Source organism: Janthinobacterium tructae, assembly GCF_006517255.1.
GTDB classification, from domain to species: Bacteria; Pseudomonadota; Gammaproteobacteria; order Burkholderiales; family Burkholderiaceae_D; genus Janthinobacterium; species Janthinobacterium tructae.
Genome location: NZ_CP041185.1, coordinates 6,102,955 through 6,124,000, shown reverse-complemented (window position 1 = coordinate 6,124,000; position 21,046 = coordinate 6,102,955). Strand labels below are relative to the sequence as shown.

The following is a 21,046-nucleotide window of genomic DNA, read 5'->3' as shown; positions in this document are numbered from 1 at the left end:
GACTCGCTTAGCGCGTCAGCAGGACGGCGATGGCGACGAAGGCGGCGATCCACACCGTTTCCATCACCAGCATGATCACGGGACGCCAGCCCAGCGAGGCCAGCGACTGGAACGATGTTTTCACGCCCAGCGCGGCAATCGCAATGACCAGACAGGCGCGCGAGGCATTGTTGATCCAGCCATTCACTTCCTGCGGGATCAGGCCCAGGCTGTTGGTAATCACCAGCCACACAAAACCGATCAGGAAAAACGGCACCAGCGGCGGCGCATCGACTTCGCTCTTGCCATCCTTGCGCTTGAACATGATCGACAGGCCCAGCACGACGGGCACGAGGCAAGCGACACGCGTCAGTTTCACGAAGGTGGCCACGTCGCCCGTGTGGTTGCTCACCAGATAGCCGGCGCCCACCACTTGCGCCACGTCGTGGATGGTGCCGCCGATGAAGACGCCCGCTTCCGTCGGGTCAAAGCCCAGCAGCTTGACCAGCAGCGGGTAAACAATCATGGCCAGGGTCGACAGCGACGTCACGCCCACCACCGTCAGCAGCGTGAACTTTTCGTTTTCCTTGGTTTGCGGCAGCACGGCCGAGATGGCCAGCGCGGCCGAGGCGCCGCAGATGGCGACCGAGCCACCCGACAAAATGCCTTCCGTGATGGGGCGTTTCAGCCACTTGGCCAGCAGGTAGCCAAAGCCCAAGGTCGCCACCAGGCCGCCGACGACGATCAATAATGGCGTTACGCCTACGGAAGCGATCTGGTTGAAGGTGATGCGCGCGCCCAGCAGGGCCACGCCCGTGCGCAGCAGGATCTTGCTGCAAAATTCGATGCCGGGCTTGCAGGTGGGATCGGACGCGAGGAAGTGGAAGGCCAGGCCGAAGAACAGCGCATACAGCAGTTGCGGGCCGCCGTAATTGCTGGAAATAAAGGTAGCAGACAGGGCGATCACCAGCGCGATGGCCACGCCGGGCCAGCTGCGCAGCACGGCGCGGGGGCGCCAGATGGCAACGGCGGAAGACAGGTAGGGAATGTTCTTGTCGACAACGCGTGTTATCGCTGAGGAGTTGGTTTTCATGCGGGTCCGCTCATAATGTTTTAAAAATTGGGACATTTCATCTCGTTTTTTAATAATACACGATGAGCTAGCGAAGTCCATGCTTTTCCATGAAAATCGAAACCGGATGTTCCGGAAACTGACGTTTTTTTATTTTTACCCCCCGTAAACGACAAACGGCGCGGCCCTTTGCAGGGACGCGCCGTTCTTGTACTTATGAGCCTAAGGGCTTACTTTTTGTTCAAGCGGGTAATCAGACTGGACGTGTCGTAACGGTTGCCACCCTCCTGCTGCACTTCGGCATAGAACTGGTCCGTCAAGGTCGTCACGGGCAGGTCGCTGCCGTTGCGCTTGGCTTCAGCGAGGCAGATACCGAGGTCCTTGCGCATCAGGTCAACGGCGAAACCGAAGTCGAACTTGCGTTCGATCATGGTCTTGCCCCGGTTTTCCAGCTGCCACGACTGCGCCGCGCCCTTGGAAATGACGTCCACCACCAGCGCCGCGTCCAGGCCCGCGTTTTCTGCGAAGGCGATGCCTTCGCTCAGCGCCTGCACCAGGCCGGCGATGCAGATCTGGTTGACCATCTTCGTCAGCTGGCCCGAACCGGACGCGCCCATGTAGGTGACGGCGCGCGAGAACAGCGCGATGACGGGTTCGGCCCGCGCATACGCTTGCGCGTCGCCGCCCACCATCACCGTCAGCTTGCCGTTTTCCGCGCCCGCCTGGCCGCCGGACACGGGCGCGTCGAGGAAGAACACGCCCTGCTCTTGCGCCGCCGCATGGATGGTGCGCGCCGCTTCGGCGGAAGCCGTCGTATGGTCGATCAGGATGCTGCCCGGCGCCATGGCGGACAGCAAGCCGCCCTCTTCCAGGATCACCTGGTACAGGTCGTTATCGTTGCCGATGCACGTAAACACGAACTCGGCGCCCGCGGCAGCGGCGGCCGGCGTGGCGGCGCTGTTGCCCTTGTGCTGCTCCAGCCAGGCGGCCGCGCGGGCCGGGTTGCGGTTGTACACGGTGACGTCATGCCCGCCCGCCGCCAGATGGCCTGCCATGGGGAAACCCATGACGCCCAAACCGATGAATGCCACTTTTGCCATATTGTCCGTCCTGTCGAGGTATGAATCCGATTATTGTTGCACAAATGGCGCGTGACGGCAGCATGGCGCGGCCATCTGGCCATCATGGCCGCGCCAGCGGTGGCGATTGGGGAACATCCGCATTTCAACCATACAAGACGGAAATTATCATAAAGAAACTTTGTATTGCATTTTTTTCTAGCAAATATTATATTGATTTAGCATTAGGAATTTCAATGCACAGTGCCGCTGTCCTTTTCCCCATCCCTGTTAAGGAGTCAATCTTGCAAACCACATTCCCCCGCCTGAAAATCATCAGCGCCGCCGTCCTGCTATTCGCCGCCAGCGCCGCACAGGCAGACATCACGGTCTTTACCAGCCAGTCCGCCTATCTGGCAGCGGTCGGCAATACCGGCGTCGATACCTTTGATGATTTACCCATCGATGCGCTTGGCGGGCCGCTGAACCGTAGCGCCGGCAGCTACGCCTACACGGCAAGCAGCGTTGGCGTCTCGCCCATCCTGTATGGCGCGGGCACGGGCAGCGACAACTGGCTGAGTACGAACAACCGTAACGACAGCGTGTTGTTCTCCAACTTTTCCAGCGCCGTACGCGGTGTAGGGGGATACTTCTTCGGATCGAACTTATCCGGCGAGTATGCCAATGGCCAGAGCATCACGCTGACAGCGCGCAATGCGCTGGGCGAACTGCTCACCTACGAGCTGGCCCTGCCGACGCAAGCCTCGTTTATCGGCTTCGTGTCGTCGGGTGCGTTCTCCGACCTGGCCGTCAGCACCGCCGGACAGATCGGTATCTGGCCAACCATCAATAACCTGTCCGTGTCGGCCGTACCGGAGCCAGCCACTTACGGCATGCTGCTGGGCGGCCTGGGCTTGCTCGGCTTTATGGCGCGCCGCCGCCGGGCCAACCTGCAGTAATCAAACTGGCGCCTGGTACGGCTGCCCGCAGCCGTACCAGGCCTGCCATCACGACAACAGCTCGCGCAAGGCAGCCATCAGGGCTGCGCACTCGCCTACGTTGCCGATGCTGATGCGCAAATACTGACTGATGCGCGGTGCATTGAAATGGCGCACGATGACGCAGCGGGCGCGCAAGCCGGCCGCCAATTGCGCCGCGTCGTGCTGCGGGTGGCGGGCAAAGACGAAATTGGCCACCGAAGGCAGCACCTCGAAGCCCAACTCAGTCAAGTCTGCCGCCAGCTGTTCGCGGCTGGCGATGACGGCCTGGCGCGTCTGCTGGAAATACGCTTCGTCGTGCAGCGAGGCGACGGCGCCGGCCAGCGCCAGCCGGTCCAGCGGATACGAGTTGAAACTGTTCTTGACTCTTTCCAGCGCCTCGATCAGGTCTGCATGCCCGAAGGCACAACCGACGCGCAAGCCGGCCAAGGAGCGCGATTTCGAGAACGTCTGCACCACCAGCAAGTTCGGATAACGCTCGACCAGGGCCACGGCGCTTTCCCCGCCGAAATCCACATACGCTTCATCGACCACCACCACCGCGTCGGGATGGTCGCGCAGCATCGCTTCCACGCCAGCCAGCGGCAAGTCCACCCCGGTCGGCGCGTTGGGATTGGGGAAGATGATGGCACCGCACGGCCCCTGGTAGTCTTCCGGGCGGATGCGCATGGCGTCGTCGAGCGCTACCGTGCGGTAATCGATGCCATACAGTTTGCAATACACGGGGTAGAAGCTGTAGCTGATGTCGGGGAACAGCAGCGGCGCATCGTGCTTGAGCAAGGCCATGAAGGCCAGCGCCAGCACTTCGTCGGAACCATTGCCGACGAACACTTGCGCGCTATTCAAGCCGTGGTAGTCGGCCAGGGTTTGCTTCAATTCGCTGGCGGACGGGTCCGGGTAGAGGCGCAGGCTGTCGTTGGCTGCTTCGTGCAGCGCGGCCAGCACCTGCGGCGACGGGCCGTAGGGATTTTCGTTGGTGTTGAGTTTGACCAGGTCGGGCAGTTTCGGCTGCTCGCCGGGGATGTAGGGGGTCAGCTCGCTGACGATGGTGCTCCAGAATCGGCTCATTGCTTTGCTTTGGTATGAGGGCGGGATGGGATACGGTAGATTACCATAGGCTGAGCGGGGTCAAGGTGGGCGGCGATGGCGAGGGGTAGCGTGGACAGCATCGGCATAGGCCCCCGGCGAAGAGGACGCGGCATGAACAGCATGCACAAGCTGAGCGATACAAGGGTGCGGCCTGATGCGCTGGAGCGACAGGCACGCCAGCGCAAGATCGATGCATGGCTGCAGGTTGCGGCCAGCCCCGGCGAACAGATCGCCGTCGCGTTACAGACTGCCACGGACCAGCTACAGGGCGAAGGAATAGTCGACCTGCAGCGCGCGACGGCACTGGCGCAACGCTTGGCAAAGAATAGCAGGGCCATGCACGATACCCTCGGGACACTGTTTGACAGGGGTAAAAAAAGCGAGGAGCATGGAATGAAACGCACGGAGAATGGCACCATGGACGAGCAGGTCAACGCACTCGCAAAAGACATGGCTGGTGTAAAACTGGATGTTGCTGATTTGAAGGTTGATGTGGCTGGCATCAAGGTGGATGTCGGGGGGATGAAAACGGATGTTGCTGGTTTGAAGGTTTGCGGTGGCGAGGCTGGTGCACTAGCTTGCGTTCGTGGCGGCGCTGGCTTTCAAAGCCTGAACGGAGGAAAAACGCCTTGCGCTGCGCGCTTTGGGCGGTTTTTCTACCTGCATTGTTGCGCTGGTGGCTTGCATATGTCGTGGGTATAAAAAAAGCTCCCTTGCGGGAGCTTCTTCTATGTATTCTGGCGGAGAGGGTGGGATTCGAACCCACGGTACGATTTAACGTACGCTTGATTTCGAGTCAAGTACATTCGACCACTCTGCCACCTCTCCGTTTACTGCGGTCTATTCATTCAAACTGGCGTGCCGGTTTGAATGAGGCGCTATTTTAGCATGGGTGTTGTTGGGTTGGGTAGGGGTTTTATTGGCGATTTGCAACTGAGGGCTGGCAATTAAAACCAAAACCTATATGGGCGATTCGGAGAGCCCCGCGCAAATATGCGCGGGGCTTCGAATCCCACGCGTACGCCCCGCAGGGGGCGTACTCCTTTCCGCCGGCACAAATAAAAAAAGCTCCCTTGCGGGAGCTTTCTCTATTTGTTCTGGCGGAGAGGGTGGGATTCGAACCCACGGTACGATTTAACGTACGCTTGATTTCGAGTCAAGTACATTCGACCACTCTGCCACCTCTCCATTTACTGCGGTCTTTCCTCGCATTGCTGCGAGAAGGCAAGATTATAGCAGCCCGCAACAAAAAGAAAAGGACTATTTTTAAGCCTTCAGATGCGTCAGGCCACCCATATACGGACGCAGCACGGCCGGGATCTCGACGCTGCCGTCTGCTTGCTGGTAGTTTTCCAGCACGGCGACCAAGGTGCGACCCACTGCGAGGCCGGAGCCGTTCAGGGTGTGCACCAGTTCCGGCTTGCCGGCGGCGTTGCGGAAACGCGCCTGCATGCGGCGGGCCTGGAAGGCTTCGCAGTTCGACAGCGAGGAAATCTCGCGATAGGTGTTTTGCGCCGGCAACCACACTTCCAAGTCGAAGGTCTTGGTGGCGCCAAAACCCATGTCGCCCGTGCACAGCGACATCACGCGGTATGGCAGGCCCAGGCGTTGCAAAATGGCTTCCGCATGGCCCACCATGTCATCGAGCACCTGGTACGAGGTATCCGGGTGCACCACTTGCACCATTTCCACCTTGTCGAACTGATGCTGGCGGATCATGCCGCGCGTGTCGCGGCCGTAGCTGCCCGCTTCCGAGCGGAAGCATGGCGTGTGGGCCGTCATTTTCAGTGGCAATTGATCGAGCGCGAGGATTTCATCGCGCGCGATATTGGTCAGCGACACCTCCGAGGTAGGGATCAGGTAGAAGGTCTCGCCCTCGCCTTCCGCGCCGCCTTTTTTCACCGAGAACAGATCGGCTTCGAATTTCGGCAACTGGCCCGTGCCGCGCAGCGAGTCGGCGTTGACCATGTATGGCGTATAGCATTCCGTGTAGCCATGCTCATCCACGTGCGTGTTCAGCATGAACTGCGCCAGCGCGCGGTGCAGACGGGCGATGCCGCCCTTCATGACGGAGAAGCGCGAACCGGTCAGCTTGGTGGCCACTTCGAAGTCCAGGCCCAGCGGGGCACCCACGTCGACGTGATCCTTGACTTCGAAATCGAAGCTGCGCGGCGTGCCGACCTTGCGCACTTCCACGTTGCCCGCTTCGTTTTCGCCCGCTGGCGTCGATTCGTGCGGCAAATTCGGTACGGCCATGATGAAGTCGCTCAGCTTGGCTTGCACCAGGGTCAGCGCTGCTTCATCGGCTTTCAGCTCATCGCCCAGGCCGGCCACTTGCGCCATCACGGCCGAGGTGTCTTCCCCCTTGCCTTTCAACATGCCGATTTGCTTGGACAGCGCGTTGCGCTTGCCCTGCAGTTCCTCGGTGCGCGTCTGGATCGCCTTGCGTTCGGCTTCGAGGGCGGTAAAACCGGCCACGTCGAGCGGGAAATTGCGCGTCGCCAGGCGTTCTGCGACGGTGGCGATGTCTTTACGGAGAAGTTGGATATCTATCATGGGTGGATGGCGGTGCCGATGTATCGAAAGCACTCATTGTACCAAGACCCTGTTCACTTCGATGAGTTTTGCGCACGGTCCACCATCGTCATGGCGGCCTGGCCAGGCACTCGCGCCCGCTTTACAACCGGTGCTCAGATAAACGCGGCTTTTTCGGCAGCGGTCAGGCGGCGGGCGCTGACGGTGACGACAGGCATGGTGCTGTCGACAGCCTGAGCGATCACGGTGCTGCTGGCGCTCACTTCCACGGTGTTCGCGCCGGCGGTGGCGAAGCTGGCGCCGATGGCGATGATGGCGGCGGCGACAAAGGTGATTTCCATGTTTTTCAGTGCGTGCATGATGTGACTCCTGGTTAGTTTGCGTCGTTGACTGCTGCTGGTATGGTGGTACTTTAGCCAACGGCGACAAACAACGCCACCGGCTTGCGACCAGCGGCGAAAAACAGGGAGCGAACGGTGAAAAACAGGGACTGAAACGCAGACAATAGTTACAAGGCCTCATGCACCAGGCGGCCCAGGCGGCCAATCGCCTGCTCGATGCGCGGCGTCCACGCATTGCCGCAATTGAGGCGCAGATAATTGCTGAACTTGCCCGAGGCCGAGAACAGCTGGCCCGGCATATACGCCACGCCGTCGGCGATGGCCTGGCCATGCAGGGCCAGCGCATCGACTTGCGGCGGCATCTGCACCCACAGCACGAAACCGCCCTGCGGCTCGGACAGCATGCACTCGGCCGGAAAACTGGCCGCCACGGCGTCGGACATGCGGGCGATGCGCTGTACCAGGGTGCGCCGCATCTTGCGCAGCTGCTGGTCGTAGCTGCTGCCTTCCAAAAAATCGGCCAGCACGGCCTGGAAGAAATGGCTGGTGGCACCGCTCGACACGGTTTTGAGCAAGGCCACCTCCTGCGCGAAGCGCCCGGCCAGCACATAGCCCACGCGCGAGGCGGGCGTGATCGCCTTGGAAAACGAGGAGCACAGCAAGACGTTGCCGCTCGTGTCGTAAGCCTTCACGGGCCAGGGACGCTGCGGCGCAAAGCACAGGTCACCATATACATCGTCTTCCACCAGCGGAATATTGAATTCCGACAGCAGGCCCGCCAGCCGCTTCTTGTTTGCTTCCGGCATGACGCAACCGAGCGGGTTGTTCGCATTCGGCACGAACAGACACGCTTGCACGAGGCCGGCGCGCAGGGCCAGCTCCAGCGCATCGAGCGAAGGTCCCGTCTTCGGGTCGGTGGGAATTTCCAGCGCCTTCATGCCCAGACTTTCTATCATCTGCAGCAGCACGAAATACGTGGCCGACTCGATGGCGATGGTGTCGCCCGGCCTGGCCACGGCGCGCAGGCACAGGCTGATCGCTTCCGTGCAGGAATTCGTCACGACGATCTCGTGCGGGTCCAGCTTGCCCCAGTCCAGCGCGCGGCGCGTCACCTGGCGCAGGAAATTGCCTTCGCTGACGTCGTAGCAGCTGACCTTGCTCAATAACGCGGGTTCGCGCCGCGCCACCGCGCTGATGGTGCGCTGCATGCGCTTGACGGGCAGTATCTCGTCCGGCGGCCAGGCCGTGCCCAGCTGCACGATATTCGCCGTTTCATTGTCTTTCAGTACGCGCATCAACAGATTGTTGATGCCGACAAAGGCCGGCTCCTTCAAATGCTGGGCGTCGGCACTGCACGGGCGGCGCGGCGCCCGGTGGCGCACGAAATAGCCGGACTGGGGCCGCGCATCGACCTGCCCCCGGTCTTCCATCAGGCGCAAGGCTTGCATCACCGTGCTGACGGAAATGCGCTTTTGCTGCGCCAGGTGGCGGATCGACGGCAGGCGGTCGCCGGGCGCGAACACGCGCGAGTCGATCAGGGCGCCCAGCTCGTTGGCCAGGTGCTCGTACAGATTCAAATGCGCGCTCATGTTCATCCCTTCAGTATGCGGCTGCCGCGCGCGGCCCGCACAGATACAGTTGCCCGATTTTTTGACAAGCACAGTCTACGACGAAATGTACTGTATGCATCACAATTTCGTTTTCCTGCATCTGTCATGGTTCACCGCAAGCGCCTAAGCTGTTCCTGTCAGCACAACAGGAGCGATGCCATGCATACCGACCACGAATTACGCAGCGAACGGCCCTTGCGCCTGGAAAAAGCGCACGCCAGGGTCATCGAATGCCTGTCCGGCACGGCGTGGATTACGGCCTACGCCCAGTTCGACGATTGCGTGCTGCGCAGCGGCGAACGCTACACGATACCGAATGACGGCCTGGTGCTGGTCGAAGCCGTGGGCAGCGGACGCATCCGCGTGCATTCCACGGCAGCTCCCCGCCCCGCCCTGCTGCGCTGGCTGAACCTGGCACGGCCTCACACACTCAATACAAGGAATACATGAATCAAGCAACATTGCGCGTGCTCGTCACGGGCGCCGCCGGCGTTATCGGCACCGTTTTCTGGAAGCGCCGGCACGGGGAATTCTCCCTGCGCCTGGCCGACCTGCACACGGAAGGGCTGGCCGAAGCGCCCTGCCCGTCCATGCAGCTCGACGTGAGCGACTACGCCGCCTGCCTGGCCGCCTGCATGGATACCGATGTCGTGCTGCACCTGGCCGGCGTGCCGCACGCCAGCGCCGATTTCGATGCGCAATTGCTGCAGCCGAACATCATCGGCACGCACAACATCTTCCGCGCGGCACAGGTAAAGAAAGTGAAAAGAGTGGTGTTTGCCAGCAGCGCGCAAGCAATCGAGGGATATCCACTCGATATGCAAGTGCATGAGCACATGCCGGCCCGGCCCGCCAACATGTATGGCGCCAGCAAGGCCTTCGGCGAAGGCGTGGCCTGCGCATTCGCGCACCAGCATGGCATGACGGCGATTGCCGTGCGCATCGCCAACGTGGCCCACTTTGCGCCAGGTCAACAGCACAGCGCGCGCGACATCGCCGCCTTCATCAGCGAACGCGACGTGGTGCAGCTGCTGGCCTGCTGCGTGAGTGCGCAGGTGCCGCCCGGCTACCACGTCGTGCATGGCGTGTCGGACAACCGCTACAAGCGGCTATCCATCGAAGCGACGCGCCAGCTGGTCGGCTACGCGCCGCAGGATGACGGTTTTAGCTTGCTGGGCCTGTAGCCTCAGCCCTTGCCTGCTTTTCTGTCCAGCTCGCGCAACCACGCCAACTTGTCGGCAATTTTACTTTCCAGGCCACGCGGCACAGGCTGGTACCAGCCCGGCTCGGCCATGCCGTCCGGAAAGTAGGTTTCGCCAGCCGCATACGCATCGGGTTCGTCGTGCGCGTAGCGGTAGGCGTGGCCGTAACCGAGTTCCTTCATCAATTTGGTCGGCGCATTGCGCAAGTGCACGGGCACTTCCTTCGATTTATCTTTCTTGACGAAGGCCATGGCCGTGTTGAACGCGTTGTAGCCGGCATTGCTTTTCGCGGCGATGGCCAGGTAGATCACGGCCTGGCCCAGCGCCAGCTCGCCTTCAGGCGAACCCAAACGCTCATAGGTTGCCGCTGCGTCGTTGGCCATGGTCAAGGCGCGCGGGTCGGCCAGGCCGATGTCTTCCCAGGCCATGCGCACGATGCGCCGCGACAAGTAGCGCGGGTCGGCGCCGCCATCGATCATGCGGCAAAACCAGTACAGGGCCGCATCCGGGTTCGAGCCGCGCACGGACTTGTGAAGGGCGGAAATCTGGTCATAGAAATTGTCGCCACCCTTGTCGAAGCGGCGCGAATTGAGGGTCAGCGCATTGTCGACAAAGGCCGCGTCGATCTTCGTCGTGCCCGTCGAGCTGGCGGCCGTCTCGGCCTGTTCCAGTAAGTTCAGGAAACGCCGCGCATCGCCATCGGCATAGCCGATCAGGGTGTCGGCGGCCGCCTCGTCAAACGTCAGGTGCGTCAGCGCCGTCGCTTGCGCCTTGGCCAGCAGCAGCTTCATCTCGTCTTCGTTGAGCGATTTCAACACATACACTTGCGCGCGCGACAGCAGCGCCGAATTGACTTCGAAGCTGGGGTTTTCCGTCGTCGCGCCTATGAACGTCACCAGGCCCGATTCGACGAAGGGCAGCAAGGCATCCTGCTGCGACTTGTTGAACCTGTGGATTTCGTCGACGAACAACAAGGTGTGCTTGCCGAACTGGTCCAGGCTATGGCGTGCCTGGTCCATGGCTGCGCGGATATCTTTCACGCCGGCAAACACGGCCGACAGGGCGATGAATTCGCTGTCGAAAGCGTTCGCCATCAGGCGCGCCAAGGTGGTCTTGCCCACGCCGGGCGGCCCCCACAAGATCATCGAATGGGCCTTGCCCGCCTCGAATGCGAGACGCAGCGGCTTGCCCACGCCCAGCAAATGCGTCTGGCCAATGACCTCGTTGAGGGTAGCAGGCCGCAAGGCTTCGGCCAGCGGCTGGCGCGGTGCGGTGGAAAAAAGATCCGCCATAGTATTTACCGGGTAAGAATGCAAAGGCCCCGCATCGCTGCGAGGCCGGTCAACAACAAGAGGTCTACAATCAGTTATTAATGACGTCTGCGCCTTTTGGCATCACGAATTTGAAATGGTTCGCGGACAAGGCTGGATTTTTCTGGAAATTCTTGAACGCCAGCACCGACGTCTGCCCGAACGAGTCGCGCAACTCCATCGCTTCGGGCACGCCATTGCGCAGGCCGATGGTGATTTCGTCGAAGGTCGTATCCTTGGCTTTAGGCGTCGCTTTCAGCCATTCCAGGCCATCGCGCGTGCCCGCTTCGGCCAGGGTGAAATTCCTTTCCAGGTCGTTGCTGCCGAACAAGATGGCGGCTGGCGAGGAACCGAGCGCGTCGCCCAGTTTCTTGACCGTCACCTGGCTCAAATCCTTGTCGTAGATATACAGCTTGTCGCCGTCCGCTTGCAGCAATTGCTCATACGGTTTCAGATAGGTCCAGATGAACTTGCCTGGACGGGCGAATTCAAACGTGCCGCTGGCGGGGGTCGATACTTTCGCCTTGCCGCTGGCGTCCGCCTTCTTGACTTGCCGCTGCACGAACTCGCCCTTGGCCGACTTGGTGCCGGCGGCAAAGCTCTTGAACTGCTCCAGCGCGCTGGCCGAGGCGCTGGCGGCGAACAGCAGACTGCAGGCGACGCTGGCCGCGCCGATGATCATTTTTGTTGCGAAAGTCGTATTCTTCATTCTGTTTACCCTTGTTCACTACTTGCCGCCGGCACCAGGATTTCCCGGTTGCCATTGGATTGCATGGTTGATACCACCCCGCTCTGCTCCATCTGCTCAAGCAGACGGGCGGCGCGGTTGTAGCCGATGCGCAAATGACGCTGCACCAGCGAAATCGAGGCGCGGCGGTTTTTCAGCACCACCGCCACCGCCTGGTCGTACAGGGCATCGGCCTCGCCGCCACCCTCACCCGGCGCGCCGCCTTCGGCGCCATCGCCTTCCAGGGTGCCGCCTTCGAGGATGCCCTCGATGTAATTCGGTTCGCCCTGCAGCTTCAGATAGCTGACAACACGGTGGACTTCTTCATCCGACACAAACGCGCCATGCACGCGCATCGGCAAACCGGTGCCGGGCGGCATGTACAGCATGTCGCCCATGCCCAGCAAGGCTTCCGCGCCCATCTGGTCGAGAATCGTGCGCGAGTCGATCTTCGACGAGACCTGGAAGGCGATACGCGTGGGGATGTTGGCTTTGATCAGCCCCGTGATCACGTCTACAGATGGGCGCTGCGTGGCCAGAATCAAGTGCAAACCGGCGGCGCGCGCCTTTTGTGCGATACGCGCGATCAATTCCTCGACTTTTTTGCCCACCACCATCATCAAGTCGGCCAGCTCGTCGATGATGATGACGATGGTCGGCAGTTTCTCCAGCGGCTCGGGCGAGTCCGGCGTCAGGCTGAACGGATTCGGGATGTGTTCTTCGCGCTTTTTCGCGTCGGCAATCTTCGCGTTGTAGCCGGCCAGGTTACGCACGCCCATCTTGCTCATCAGCTTGTAGCGGCGTTCCATCTCGTTTACGGCCCAGTTCAGCGCGTGGCCCGCCTGGCGCATGTCGGTCACGACGGGCGCCAGCAAGTGCGGGATGCCTTCATAGACGGACATTTCCAGCATCTTCGGATCGATCAGGATCAGGCGCACGTCGAGCGGATCGGATTTGTACAGCAGCGACAAAATCGTCGCATTGATGCCCACGGATTTACCGGAACCGGTGGTACCGGCCACCAGCAAGTGGGGCATCTTGGCCAGATCGGCCACGACGGGCTTGCCGGCGATATCCTTGCCCAGCGCAATCGTCAGGCTGGACACGCCATCGTTGTAGACCTTGGAGCCGAGGATTTCCGTCAGGCGCACGATCTGGCGCTTGCTGTTCGGCAGTTCCAGCGCCATGTAATTCTTGCCGGGAATGGTTTCCACCACACGAATCGACGTCAGCGACAGTGAACGGGCCAGGTCGCGCGCCAGGCCTACGATCTGGCTGCCTTTGACGCCCGTGGCCGGCTCGATTTCATAGCGCGTCACCACGGGGCCGGGGTAAGCGACCACTACCTTGGCATCCACGCCAAAGTCCGACAATTTCTTTTCGATCAGGCGGCTCGTAAATTCCAGCGTTTCCACGGACACCGTTTCCACCACGGGCGGCGCCTCGTCGAGCAGGGACAGCGGCGGCAGCTTGCCGTCGCCGGGGGTTTCAAACAGATGCGCCTGACGCTCCTTTTCCACGCGCTCCGATTTCACCACGGTCACCACCTGCGGCTCGATTTTGACGGGCGGCGCGGCCACATGCTTTTCCACGTGCTTGGCCCGTTCGATGACCACCACTTCGTCGCGGCGCACGGCGGCCACTTCACCCTGGCGGCGGTCTTCACGATCCTGGTAGCGCAGCACGAACCAGTTGAAGGCGTCTTCGATGGTGCCGCCGATGCGCTCGGCCACTTGCAACCAGGAAACGTGGAAGAACAGGCTGAATCCCAGGCCGAACAGCAGCAGCAACAGCAAGGTGGCGCCGGTGAAGCCGAAGGCCACGTGGGCCGAGTGGCCCACCAGCTGGCCCAGCACACCGCCCGGCTCGCGCGGCAGCTGCACGTGCAGGCTTTTCGCCAAGCGCAGGTATTCCAGGCCCATGCTGCCGATCAGCATGATGGAGAAGCCGACGATGCGGATCAGCATCTCGACATGGTGCTCGCGCTCCACCTCTTCCTCTTCCAGCAGGAAGCGCTTGCTCAGGCGGCGATAGCCATTCCATACCGTGCGCAGCAGCCAGACGCACCACCACCAGGCGGAAAAGCCGAAGATATACAGCAACAAATCGGAGAAGGTCGCACCCAGCTTGCCGCCCAGGTTAGCCACCTTGTCGACGGAGGTCGCGTGCGACCAGCCCGGGTCGAGCTTGTTGAAGCTGGCCAGTATCAGCACGAAATACAGGGCAAACGCGGCCAGCGCGAACCAGCGCGCCTCGGACAGCAGCCGTACCAGCCGGTTCGGCAGAGGCCGGCGTTCGACCGGTTTACGGGTGTAGCTATTTTGATTGGCCTGGGCTGGTTTAGTCATTCTGGGAAGCGCTGCAAGGTGATAAATGTTTCTGAAAGGGAATTTCCCATAATAAGGAAGTATTCTAAGCCATATATGCCCCGGACGGCCCCACGATTCGTCGCTACAGGCGGCTTGGTCTATAATCGTAGATTGCTTGCGCAAGCGCAATACGCCCTTGTTCTTCGCGCGTATGCCCCCAATTCGGACAGACCCCACTCATAGAGAAGCCTCCCATGACCACTACCAAACACGCCCGCGTTTTGATCCTCGGCTCCGGCCCAGCCGGCTACAGCGCCGCCGTCTACGCCGCCCGCGCCAACCTGAACCCGATGCTGGTCACCGGCGTGGAACAGGGCGGTCAATTGATGACCACCACGGACGTGGAAAACTGGCCCGGCGACCCGATGGGCGTGCAAGGCCCGGACCTGATGCAACGCTTGCTGCAGCACGCCGAGCGTTTCAATACGGAAATCGTGTTTGACCATATCCACACCACCTTCCTCAACGAAAAGCCGATCCGCCTGAAGGGCGACAGCCACGAATACACGTGCGACACGCTGATCATCGCCACGGGCGCATCCGCGCAATACCTGGGCCTGCCATCGGAAGCGGCATTCATGGGCAAGGGCGTGTCCGCCTGCGCCACCTGCGATGGTTTCTTCTACCGCAACCAGGAAGTGGCCGTCGTCGGCGGCGGCAACACGGCCGTCGAAGAAGCGCTGTACCTGTCGAACATCGCCAATAAAGTCACGCTGATCCACCGCCGCGACAAGTTCCGCGCCGAAGCCATTTTGATCGACCGCCTGAACGCCAAGGTTGCCGAAGGCAAGATCGTGTTGAAATATAACCACACACTGGATGAAGTGACGGGCAACGACAGCGGCGTGACGGGCTTGAACATCAAGTCGACCATCGACGGCAAGGTCGAAGCATTGAACGTGCACGGCGTGTTCATCGCCATCGGCCACAAACCGAACACGGGCATCTTCGAAGGCCAGCTGGACATGCACAACGGCTACATCAAGACAAAAACCGGCCTGGAAGGCATGGCCACCGCCACCAGCGCGCCAGGCGTGTTTGCCGCCGGCGACGTGCAAGACCATATCTACCGTCAGGCCATCACCAGCGCCGGCACGGGTTGCATGGCAGCACTGGACGCCCAGCGCTACCTGGAAGGCCAGGAGTAAGCGTCGCATGGCGTCGATGAAAGACTTTGCCGACCTGAAAGCGGTCAGCAAGCAGCTCAAGGAGCAGGCCGATGCGCGCGCGCAAGCCGCGGCTGAACGCGCCCAACAGGTCAAGGTGCAGGCCGTGGAAAGCAATTTGTTCAAGGCCAGCATCGGCGGCGTCAAGCGCCTGCCCGAGTCGGACCGCTACGTGCCCAGCCTGCCCAAGGCGGGTGCCATGGCGGCCCAGCAGCCGGCGCGCAAGCTGACGCCGGAAGAGGACCATGCGGCCGTGCTGCGCGAGTCGCTGTCGGACTTGTTCGAGGTCGACCATTACCTGGAAAACGATCCGGCCCTGAACTACGCCCGCCCCGGCGTGGGACCGGACGTGGTCAAAAAGATGCGCAAGGGCCACTGGCCCATCCAGGATGAGCTGGACTTGCACGGCTTGCGCCGCGACGAGGCGCGCGACGGCATCAGCGCCTTCCTGAACCAGGCGACGCGGCGCAAGCTGCGCTGCGTGCGCGTGATCCACGGCAAGGGTTTTGGCTCGAAAGGCCAGGAACCGGTCTTGAAATCGATGGTGCACAGCTGGCTCGTGCAAAAGGATGAAGTCGTCGCCTTTTGCCAGGCGCGCCGTTCCGAAGGGGGCGATGGCGCCCTCGTCGTGCTGCTCTCGGCAGCGCTGCAGCCCATTCGCTAGCCTTGACAGCAAGATCACAATTCAATAACAAGTTCCGCACTGCACACGGCCCCGTTTGTCACCATTCGGGGCCATGTCATGTTAACCTGTGACAATTATTTCCTGCTCAAGCGCTCCACCCATGATGCCACCCCAATTGCCACCTGGCTCGCTGATCAAGATCATCGAGGTCATCGCCATCCTGGTGGGCGCATTTTCCGGTTTCATCGAAGCGCGCCGCAAGCGCATGGACCTGGTCGGCGTGTTCGTCGTGGCCTTCATCACGGCGTTCGGCGGCGGCACCCTGCGCGACATCCTGCTCGACAAGCGGCCCCTGTTCTGGGTCTCGCATCAGGAATACGCGATTCTGATTTTCGTGCTGGCCCTGACGGCCGCGCCCTTGATCCAGCATTTGCGCCAGATCGTCTCGGAGCGCCTGATCGTCATCGCCGACGCCATCGGCCTGGGCATGTTTGCCATCGCCGGCGTGGCCGAAGCGATGCGCGCCGGCATGCCGATCTTTATCGCCTCGATGATGGGCGTGATTACGGGGATTTTTGGCGGCGTGATGCGCGACATCGTCTGCAACGAAGTGCCGATGGTGTTTCGCGACGGCAAACCGTACGCCATCTGCGCGTTTTTCGGCTGCTGGGCTTATTTATTGCAAATGCACTTCGGCGCCCAGCACGACTTCGCGCTGTGGACCAGCGCCAGCGGCATCACGATTCTGCGCCTGATATGCTGGAAATTCGACATGCGGCTGGGGCGGTGAAGCGCGCTGCTGCGCAATTCGGCAGCTTTGGTGGCTCAGCAGCGTCGGCTTACGCGCTGGCGCGCTCAGCCCACCTACGGCATGACACACATTGCTACACGTAGGTCGGATTAGGCTCGAAGAGCCGTAATCCGACAACATTGTTGACCCAGACTTACACCGCGTCCGGACCCGTTTCACCCGTGCGGATGCGGATGACTTGCTCCACGTCGCGCACGAAGATCTTGCCATCGCCGATCTTGCCCGTGCGGGCCGCCTTGATGATGGCGTCGACCACCAGTTCCGACACGCTGTCGTCCACCACCACTTCGACTTTGACTTTCGGCAAGAAGTCGACCACGTACTCGGCGCCACGGTACAGCTCGGTATGGCCCTTCTGGCGGCCAAAGCCCTTCACTTCCGTCACGGTCAAGCCCGTCACGTTCACATCGGCCAGGGCCTCGCGTACTTCGTCGAGCTTGAATGGTTTGATGATGGCGGTAATCTGTTTCATGGCTACTCCTTAAAATTGTTGGATTGTGGACAGATGGCTGCTTATTCGTAGAATTTCGAGGTAATCGGGTAGCGCCAGTCGCGGCCGAAGCCACGGTGCGTGACGCGGATGCCCACCGGCGACTGGCGCCGCTTGTATTCATTGATCTTGATCAGGCGCGTGACCCGGGCCACATCGGCCGGCGGGTAGCCAGCCTCGATAATCTCGGCGATCGGCCGGTTTTCTTCCATGTACAGCTGCATGATGCCGTCGAGTACGTCATACGGCGGCAAGGAATCCTGGTCCAGCTGGTCGGCGCGCAACTCGGCCGACGGTCCGCGCGTCAGGATGCGCTCGGGAATCACGCTTGAGATGCTGTTGCGCCAGGCGCACAAGCGGTACACCAGGGTCTTGGCGATATCCTTGATGACGGCAAAGCCGCCCGCCATGTCGCCGTACAGGGTGCAATAGCCGACAGCCATCTCGCTCTTGTTGCCCGTCGTCAGCACGATGCTGCCATGCTTGTTCGACAGGGCCATCAGCAAGGTGCCACGGATGCGCGCCTGGATGTTTTCTTCCGTCGCGTCTTCCGCCAGTCCCGCGAACTCGCCGGCCAGGGTAGCGCGGAAGGCGTCGAAGGTTTGCTTGATCGGAATTTCATCGTAGCGCACATTGAGGCGTTTTACCATGTCGCGCGAATCGATCCACGAGATATCGGCCGTAAATTGCGACGGCATCATCACGGCGCGCACCTTGTCGGCGCCCAGCGCATCGACGGCGATGGCCAGGGTCAGCGCGGAATCGACGCCGCCCGACATGCCGATCAGCACACCAGGGAAACCGTTCTTGACTATGTAGTCGCGCACGCCCAGCACCAGCGCCTGATACACCTGCGCCTCCGTCGTCAACGGGGCGGCCAGGGCCTGCGGCACGGGCGTGGCGCCGTCGAACTCGACCAGCTGCAAGTCTTCCTCGAAGTGGCGCAGCTGGGCGCAAATGGTGCCGGCCGCGTCCATGACAAACGAGTCGCCGTCAAAAATCAGCTCATCCTGGCCACCGACCAGGTTGGCGTACACGAGGGCCATGCCTTGCGCGCTGACGTTCCTGCGCATGGTTTCATAGCGCAGATGCTGCTTGTTCATGTGGTAGGGCGAGCCGTTCGGCACCAGCAGCACTTGCGCGCCGGCCGCGCGGGCGCGCATGGGCGCGTGCTCGAACCACGTGTCTTCGCAGATATTGATGCCGAAACGCACACCCTTCACGCCAAACACGAAAGCCTGGTCCGCCGAGGTGAAATAGCGTTTTTCATCGAAAACGGTGGTATTCGGCAAATCGTGCTTGCGGTAGGTGCCCAGCACTTCACCGTTCAGCAGCACGGAGGCGGCATTGTGGCGCACGCCCTTCTCGTCCTGCAGGGGCAAGCCCACCACCACGTGCAAATCGGTGAACTGCGCCAGGTCCGCGGCCAGCGCCGCAAACGCTTCCTGCGTTTTTGCGTAGAATGCATTGCGCAGCAATAAGTCCTCGGGTGGATAGCCGACCAGCGACAGTTCCGGCGTGAGCACGATATCGGCGCCCGCTTCAAAGGCGCGGCGGGAAAGGTCGAAGATCTTGGCACGGTTGCCGGCCAGATCGCCGACCGTACTATTCATTTGAGCAATTGCGACTTTGACTGTCATGATGATGATGGATATTTTCGTTCTATTAAACAAGACAGGGGCGCGCAGGCCGACGGCGGCGCCCCGAGAGTGATGAATGCACACTACAACAATGAATTATCGCACGGCTATCGTCTCTACCCTGGCTGAAATTGGCGAAGCGGCCTGGTCTGAACTGCTGGCCAGCCAGGCGGACGCCACTCCCTTCCTTTCCTACGCCTTCCTGCACGCGCTGCACGAGTCCGGCTGCGCCAGCGCGGACACGGGCTGGCAGCCAAATTACCTGGTGCTATGGCAAGGCGAGACCCTGGCCGCCGCCCTGCCCCTGTACCTGAAGATGCATTCGTATGGCGAATACGTGTTCGACTGGGCCTGGGCCGACGCGTATCAGCAGCATGGCCTGGAATATTACCCGAAACTGTTGTCCGCTATTCCCTTTACGCCCGTCAGCGGCACGCGCTTGCTGGCCCGCGATGACCAGGCACGCGCCGCCCTGCTGGCCTTCCTGCAGACGCAGCAGCAAGCGGCCGAAGTGTCGTCCTGCCACATCCTGTTCCCGCCGGAAAGCGAAGCGCGCCAGCTGGAGCAAGCTGGCTACCTGATGCGTAGTGGCGTGCAGTTTCACTGGCTCAATCCCGGCTACACGGATTTCGAGCAATTCCTCGCCACCCTGGAACACAAGAAACGCAAGAATATCCGCGCCGAGCGGCGCAAGGTACAGGAAGCGGGCGTGACCCTGCGCCAGGTACGCGGCGTGGACGCGACGGATGCCGACTGGCAGCTGTTCCACCGCTGCTACAGCAATACCTATGCGGAACACCGCTCGTCGCCGTACTTAAGCCTGGAGTTCTTCCAGCGCATCGGTGCCAGCATGCCGCAGAACATTTTATTGGTGATCGCCGAACGCGAAGGCCGGGCCATTGCCGCCTCGCTGGTGATCCATACAAAGGACACCCTGTATGGCCGCTACTGGGGCGCGCTCGAACACGTGCCCTGCTTGCATTTCGAGACGGCCTACTACCAGCCGCTGGAATTTTGCATCGCCAACGGCATCGCCACCTTCGAAGGCGGCGCCCAGGGCGAGCACAAGATGGCGCGCGGCTTCCTGCCGCAAAAGACCTGGTCGGCCCACTGGCTGGCGCACCCGGCCTTTGCCGACGCCGTGCAGCGCTTCCTCGAACGCGAACGGGGCGGCATCGATGCCTACCTCGATGAATTGAACGAGCACAGCCCGTTTCGTGCATAAAAAACGCTCCCGGCCATGGCTGGCGGGGAGCGTTTTGAACGGTGAGCGGCAGTGAAGCGCCCCGTTATTTATGCTTTTGCAGCATCTGCCTTGTAGGCGGCGACGCCGTTCAGGATTTCTTCCTTGGCCACGTCAGGGCCATACCAGCCGTCGATCTTGACCCATTTGCCTTTTTCCAGATCTTTGTAGTGCTCAAAGAAATGCTGGATCTGGCGCAAACGCAGTTCATTCAGATCTTCCGGCTTTTGCCAGTGGCTGTAGATCGACAGGACCTTGTCGACTGGCACGGCCAGCACTTTCGCATCTTCGCCCGACTCGTCGGTCATTTTCAGCACGCCGATAGGACGGCAGCGCACGACCACGCCCGGGATCAGCGGGAACGGGGTGATGACCAGCACGTCAACCGGGTCGCCGTCCGGCGACAGGGTGTTCGGCACGTAGCCGTAGTTGCATGGGTAATGCATGGCGGTACCCATGAAGCGATCGACGAAGATCGCGCCGCTTTCCTTGTCGACTTCGTACTTGATCGGATCGGCATTCATCGGGATTTCGATGACGACGTTGAAATCGTTCGGCAGGTCGCGGCCGGAAGAGACGTTATTCAAACTCATGGGGTTCCTCATTAGCGGATTGTGTTTTAACCGCGCAATTATAGCGAAGTACAGGCGGCTTGTGCGATGCAGCAGCGGCACGCCGGCGTTTTGCGCAACAAGCCAACAACAGTGGCAGGCACGCTCCGCCGGTCCCCGCAACCTGCCAGCGAAAGAATAAACAGGCCGCCGGAAACAATAAGTAGAAA

20 protein-coding genes and 2 tRNA genes are annotated in these 21,046 nt (G+C 61.1%); 8 read left to right on the top strand and 14 right to left on the bottom strand.

From position 1 onward, the window contains the following. Positions 1–7: 7 nt before the first annotated feature. Together FJQ89_RS27140 and FJQ89_RS27135 are read right to left on the bottom strand one after the other, a co-directional pair. Positions 8–1,072 (bottom strand): YeiH family protein, encoded by a 1,065-nt coding sequence (locus tag FJQ89_RS27140; RefSeq protein WP_077401830.1) that lies wholly within the window; start codon positions 1,070–1,072, stop codon positions 8–10. Between the two features lie 209 nt (positions 1,073–1,281). Next, on the bottom strand, positions 1,282–2,151 hold the full coding sequence (locus FJQ89_RS27135) for an NAD(P)-dependent oxidoreductase (RefSeq protein ID WP_141172432.1): 870 nt from the start codon (positions 2,149–2,151) through the stop codon (positions 1,282–1,284). 215 nt (positions 2,152–2,366) lie between these two features. Between FJQ89_RS27135 and FJQ89_RS27130 the strand changes: the two genes are divergently transcribed. Next, on the top strand, positions 2,367–3,068 hold the full coding sequence (locus tag FJQ89_RS27130) for an FxDxF family PEP-CTERM protein (protein ID WP_141172431.1): 702 nt from the start codon (positions 2,367–2,369) through the stop codon (positions 3,066–3,068). A 48-nt stretch (positions 3,069–3,116) separates the two neighbouring features. On the opposite strand, the gene hisC is transcribed toward FJQ89_RS27130, so the two are convergent. Then, a complete protein-coding gene (hisC, locus tag FJQ89_RS27125) occupies positions 3,117–4,175 on the bottom strand; it encodes a histidinol-phosphate transaminase (RefSeq protein WP_141172430.1) in 1,059 nt (352 codons plus the stop codon). 132 nt (positions 4,176–4,307) lie between these two features. On the opposite strand from hisC, the gene FJQ89_RS27120 reads away from it, so the two are divergent. Continuing rightward, the gene (locus FJQ89_RS27120) at positions 4,308–4,898 is read left to right on the top strand and encodes a hypothetical protein (protein WP_141172429.1); all 591 of its coding nucleotides are present in this window, start codon (positions 4,308–4,310) and stop codon (positions 4,896–4,898) included. 36 nt (positions 4,899–4,934) lie between these two features. On the opposite strand, the gene FJQ89_RS27115 is transcribed toward FJQ89_RS27120, so the two are convergent. From FJQ89_RS27115 to FJQ89_RS27095, 5 genes are all read right to left on the bottom strand, one after another. Then, positions 4,935–5,024: transfer RNA gene (locus FJQ89_RS27115), tRNA-Ser, on the bottom strand. A 270-nt stretch (positions 5,025–5,294) separates the two neighbouring features. Next, positions 5,295–5,384: transfer RNA gene (locus tag FJQ89_RS27110), tRNA-Ser, on the bottom strand. 78 nt (positions 5,385–5,462) lie between these two features. Continuing rightward, positions 5,463–6,752: a serine--tRNA ligase gene (gene serS, locus FJQ89_RS27105; protein WP_141172428.1), complete on the bottom strand. Its 1,290-nt coding sequence runs from the start codon at positions 6,750–6,752 to the stop codon at positions 5,463–5,465. A gap of 134 nt (positions 6,753–6,886) precedes the next feature. After that, entirely contained in the window at positions 6,887–7,090 is a 204-nt protein-coding gene (locus FJQ89_RS27100; protein WP_141172427.1) for a hypothetical protein, read from the bottom strand. 149 nt (positions 7,091–7,239) lie between these two features. Beyond that, a complete protein-coding gene (locus FJQ89_RS27095) occupies positions 7,240–8,661 on the bottom strand; it encodes an aminotransferase-like domain-containing protein (RefSeq protein ID WP_141172426.1) in 1,422 nt (473 codons plus the stop codon). A 180-nt stretch (positions 8,662–8,841) separates the two neighbouring features. Here FJQ89_RS27095 and FJQ89_RS28140 point away from each other — a divergent pair, with 180 nt between their 5' ends. Then, positions 8,842–9,132, top strand: coding sequence for a DUF2917 domain-containing protein (locus tag FJQ89_RS28140; RefSeq protein WP_168208534.1), 291 nt, complete (start codon positions 8,842–8,844; stop codon positions 9,130–9,132). Further along, a complete protein-coding gene (locus FJQ89_RS27085) occupies positions 9,129–9,866 on the top strand; it encodes an NAD-dependent epimerase/dehydratase family protein (RefSeq protein ID WP_141172424.1) in 738 nt (245 codons plus the stop codon). Before FJQ89_RS28140 ends, FJQ89_RS27085 begins: the two co-directional genes overlap by 4 nt. A gap of 2 nt (positions 9,867–9,868) precedes the next feature. Here FJQ89_RS27085 and FJQ89_RS27080 read toward each other — a convergent pair whose 3' ends face one another. The 3 genes from FJQ89_RS27080 to FJQ89_RS27070 form a co-directional block, all read right to left on the bottom strand. Then, entirely contained in the window at positions 9,869–11,176 is a 1,308-nt protein-coding gene (locus FJQ89_RS27080; protein WP_141172423.1) for a replication-associated recombination protein A, read from the bottom strand. A gap of 70 nt (positions 11,177–11,246) precedes the next feature. Then, complete coding sequence (lolA, locus tag FJQ89_RS27075) at positions 11,247–11,903, bottom strand: outer membrane lipoprotein chaperone LolA (protein ID WP_243136301.1); 657 nt, start codon at positions 11,901–11,903, stop codon at positions 11,247–11,249. Positions 11,904–11,908: 5 nt separating this feature from the next. Then, positions 11,909–14,269 (bottom strand): DNA translocase FtsK, encoded by a 2,361-nt coding sequence (locus tag FJQ89_RS27070; protein WP_141172422.1) that lies wholly within the window; start codon positions 14,267–14,269, stop codon positions 11,909–11,911. A 215-nt stretch (positions 14,270–14,484) separates the two neighbouring features. On the opposite strand from FJQ89_RS27070, the gene trxB reads away from it, so the two are divergent. From trxB to FJQ89_RS27055, 3 genes are all read left to right on the top strand, one after another. Continuing rightward, complete coding sequence (gene trxB, locus FJQ89_RS27065; protein ID WP_141172421.1) at positions 14,485–15,438, top strand: thioredoxin-disulfide reductase; 954 nt, start codon at positions 14,485–14,487, stop codon at positions 15,436–15,438. A gap of 7 nt (positions 15,439–15,445) precedes the next feature. Next, positions 15,446–16,120 (top strand): Smr/MutS family protein, encoded by a 675-nt coding sequence (locus FJQ89_RS27060; protein ID WP_141172420.1) that lies wholly within the window; start codon positions 15,446–15,448, stop codon positions 16,118–16,120. A gap of 121 nt (positions 16,121–16,241) precedes the next feature. Continuing rightward, the gene (locus FJQ89_RS27055) at positions 16,242–16,871 is read left to right on the top strand and encodes a trimeric intracellular cation channel family protein (protein WP_071078511.1); all 630 of its coding nucleotides are present in this window, start codon (positions 16,242–16,244) and stop codon (positions 16,869–16,871) included. A gap of 154 nt (positions 16,872–17,025) precedes the next feature. Here the strand turns inward: FJQ89_RS27055 and FJQ89_RS27050 are convergent, their stop codons facing one another. Together FJQ89_RS27050 and FJQ89_RS27045 are read right to left on the bottom strand one after the other, a co-directional pair. After that, positions 17,026–17,364 carry a P-II family nitrogen regulator gene (locus FJQ89_RS27050; protein WP_034758685.1) on the bottom strand — a complete coding sequence of 113 codons (339 nt, stop codon included), beginning with the start codon at positions 17,362–17,364 and terminating at the stop codon, positions 17,026–17,028. Between the two features lie 41 nt (positions 17,365–17,405). Further along, the gene (locus FJQ89_RS27045) at positions 17,406–19,022 is read right to left on the bottom strand and encodes an NAD+ synthase (RefSeq protein ID WP_141172419.1); all 1,617 of its coding nucleotides are present in this window, start codon (positions 19,020–19,022) and stop codon (positions 17,406–17,408) included. 91 nt (positions 19,023–19,113) lie between these two features. Here FJQ89_RS27045 and FJQ89_RS27040 point away from each other — a divergent pair, with 91 nt between their 5' ends. After that, on the top strand, positions 19,114–20,247 hold the full coding sequence (locus FJQ89_RS27040; RefSeq protein ID WP_141173015.1) for a GNAT family N-acetyltransferase: 1,134 nt from the start codon (positions 19,114–19,116) through the stop codon (positions 20,245–20,247). A gap of 68 nt (positions 20,248–20,315) precedes the next feature. On the opposite strand, the gene ppa is transcribed toward FJQ89_RS27040, so the two are convergent. Then, a complete protein-coding gene (gene ppa / locus FJQ89_RS27035) occupies positions 20,316–20,858 on the bottom strand; it encodes an inorganic diphosphatase (protein ID WP_071078556.1) in 543 nt (180 codons plus the stop codon). Between the last annotated feature and the right edge of the window lie 188 nt (positions 20,859–21,046).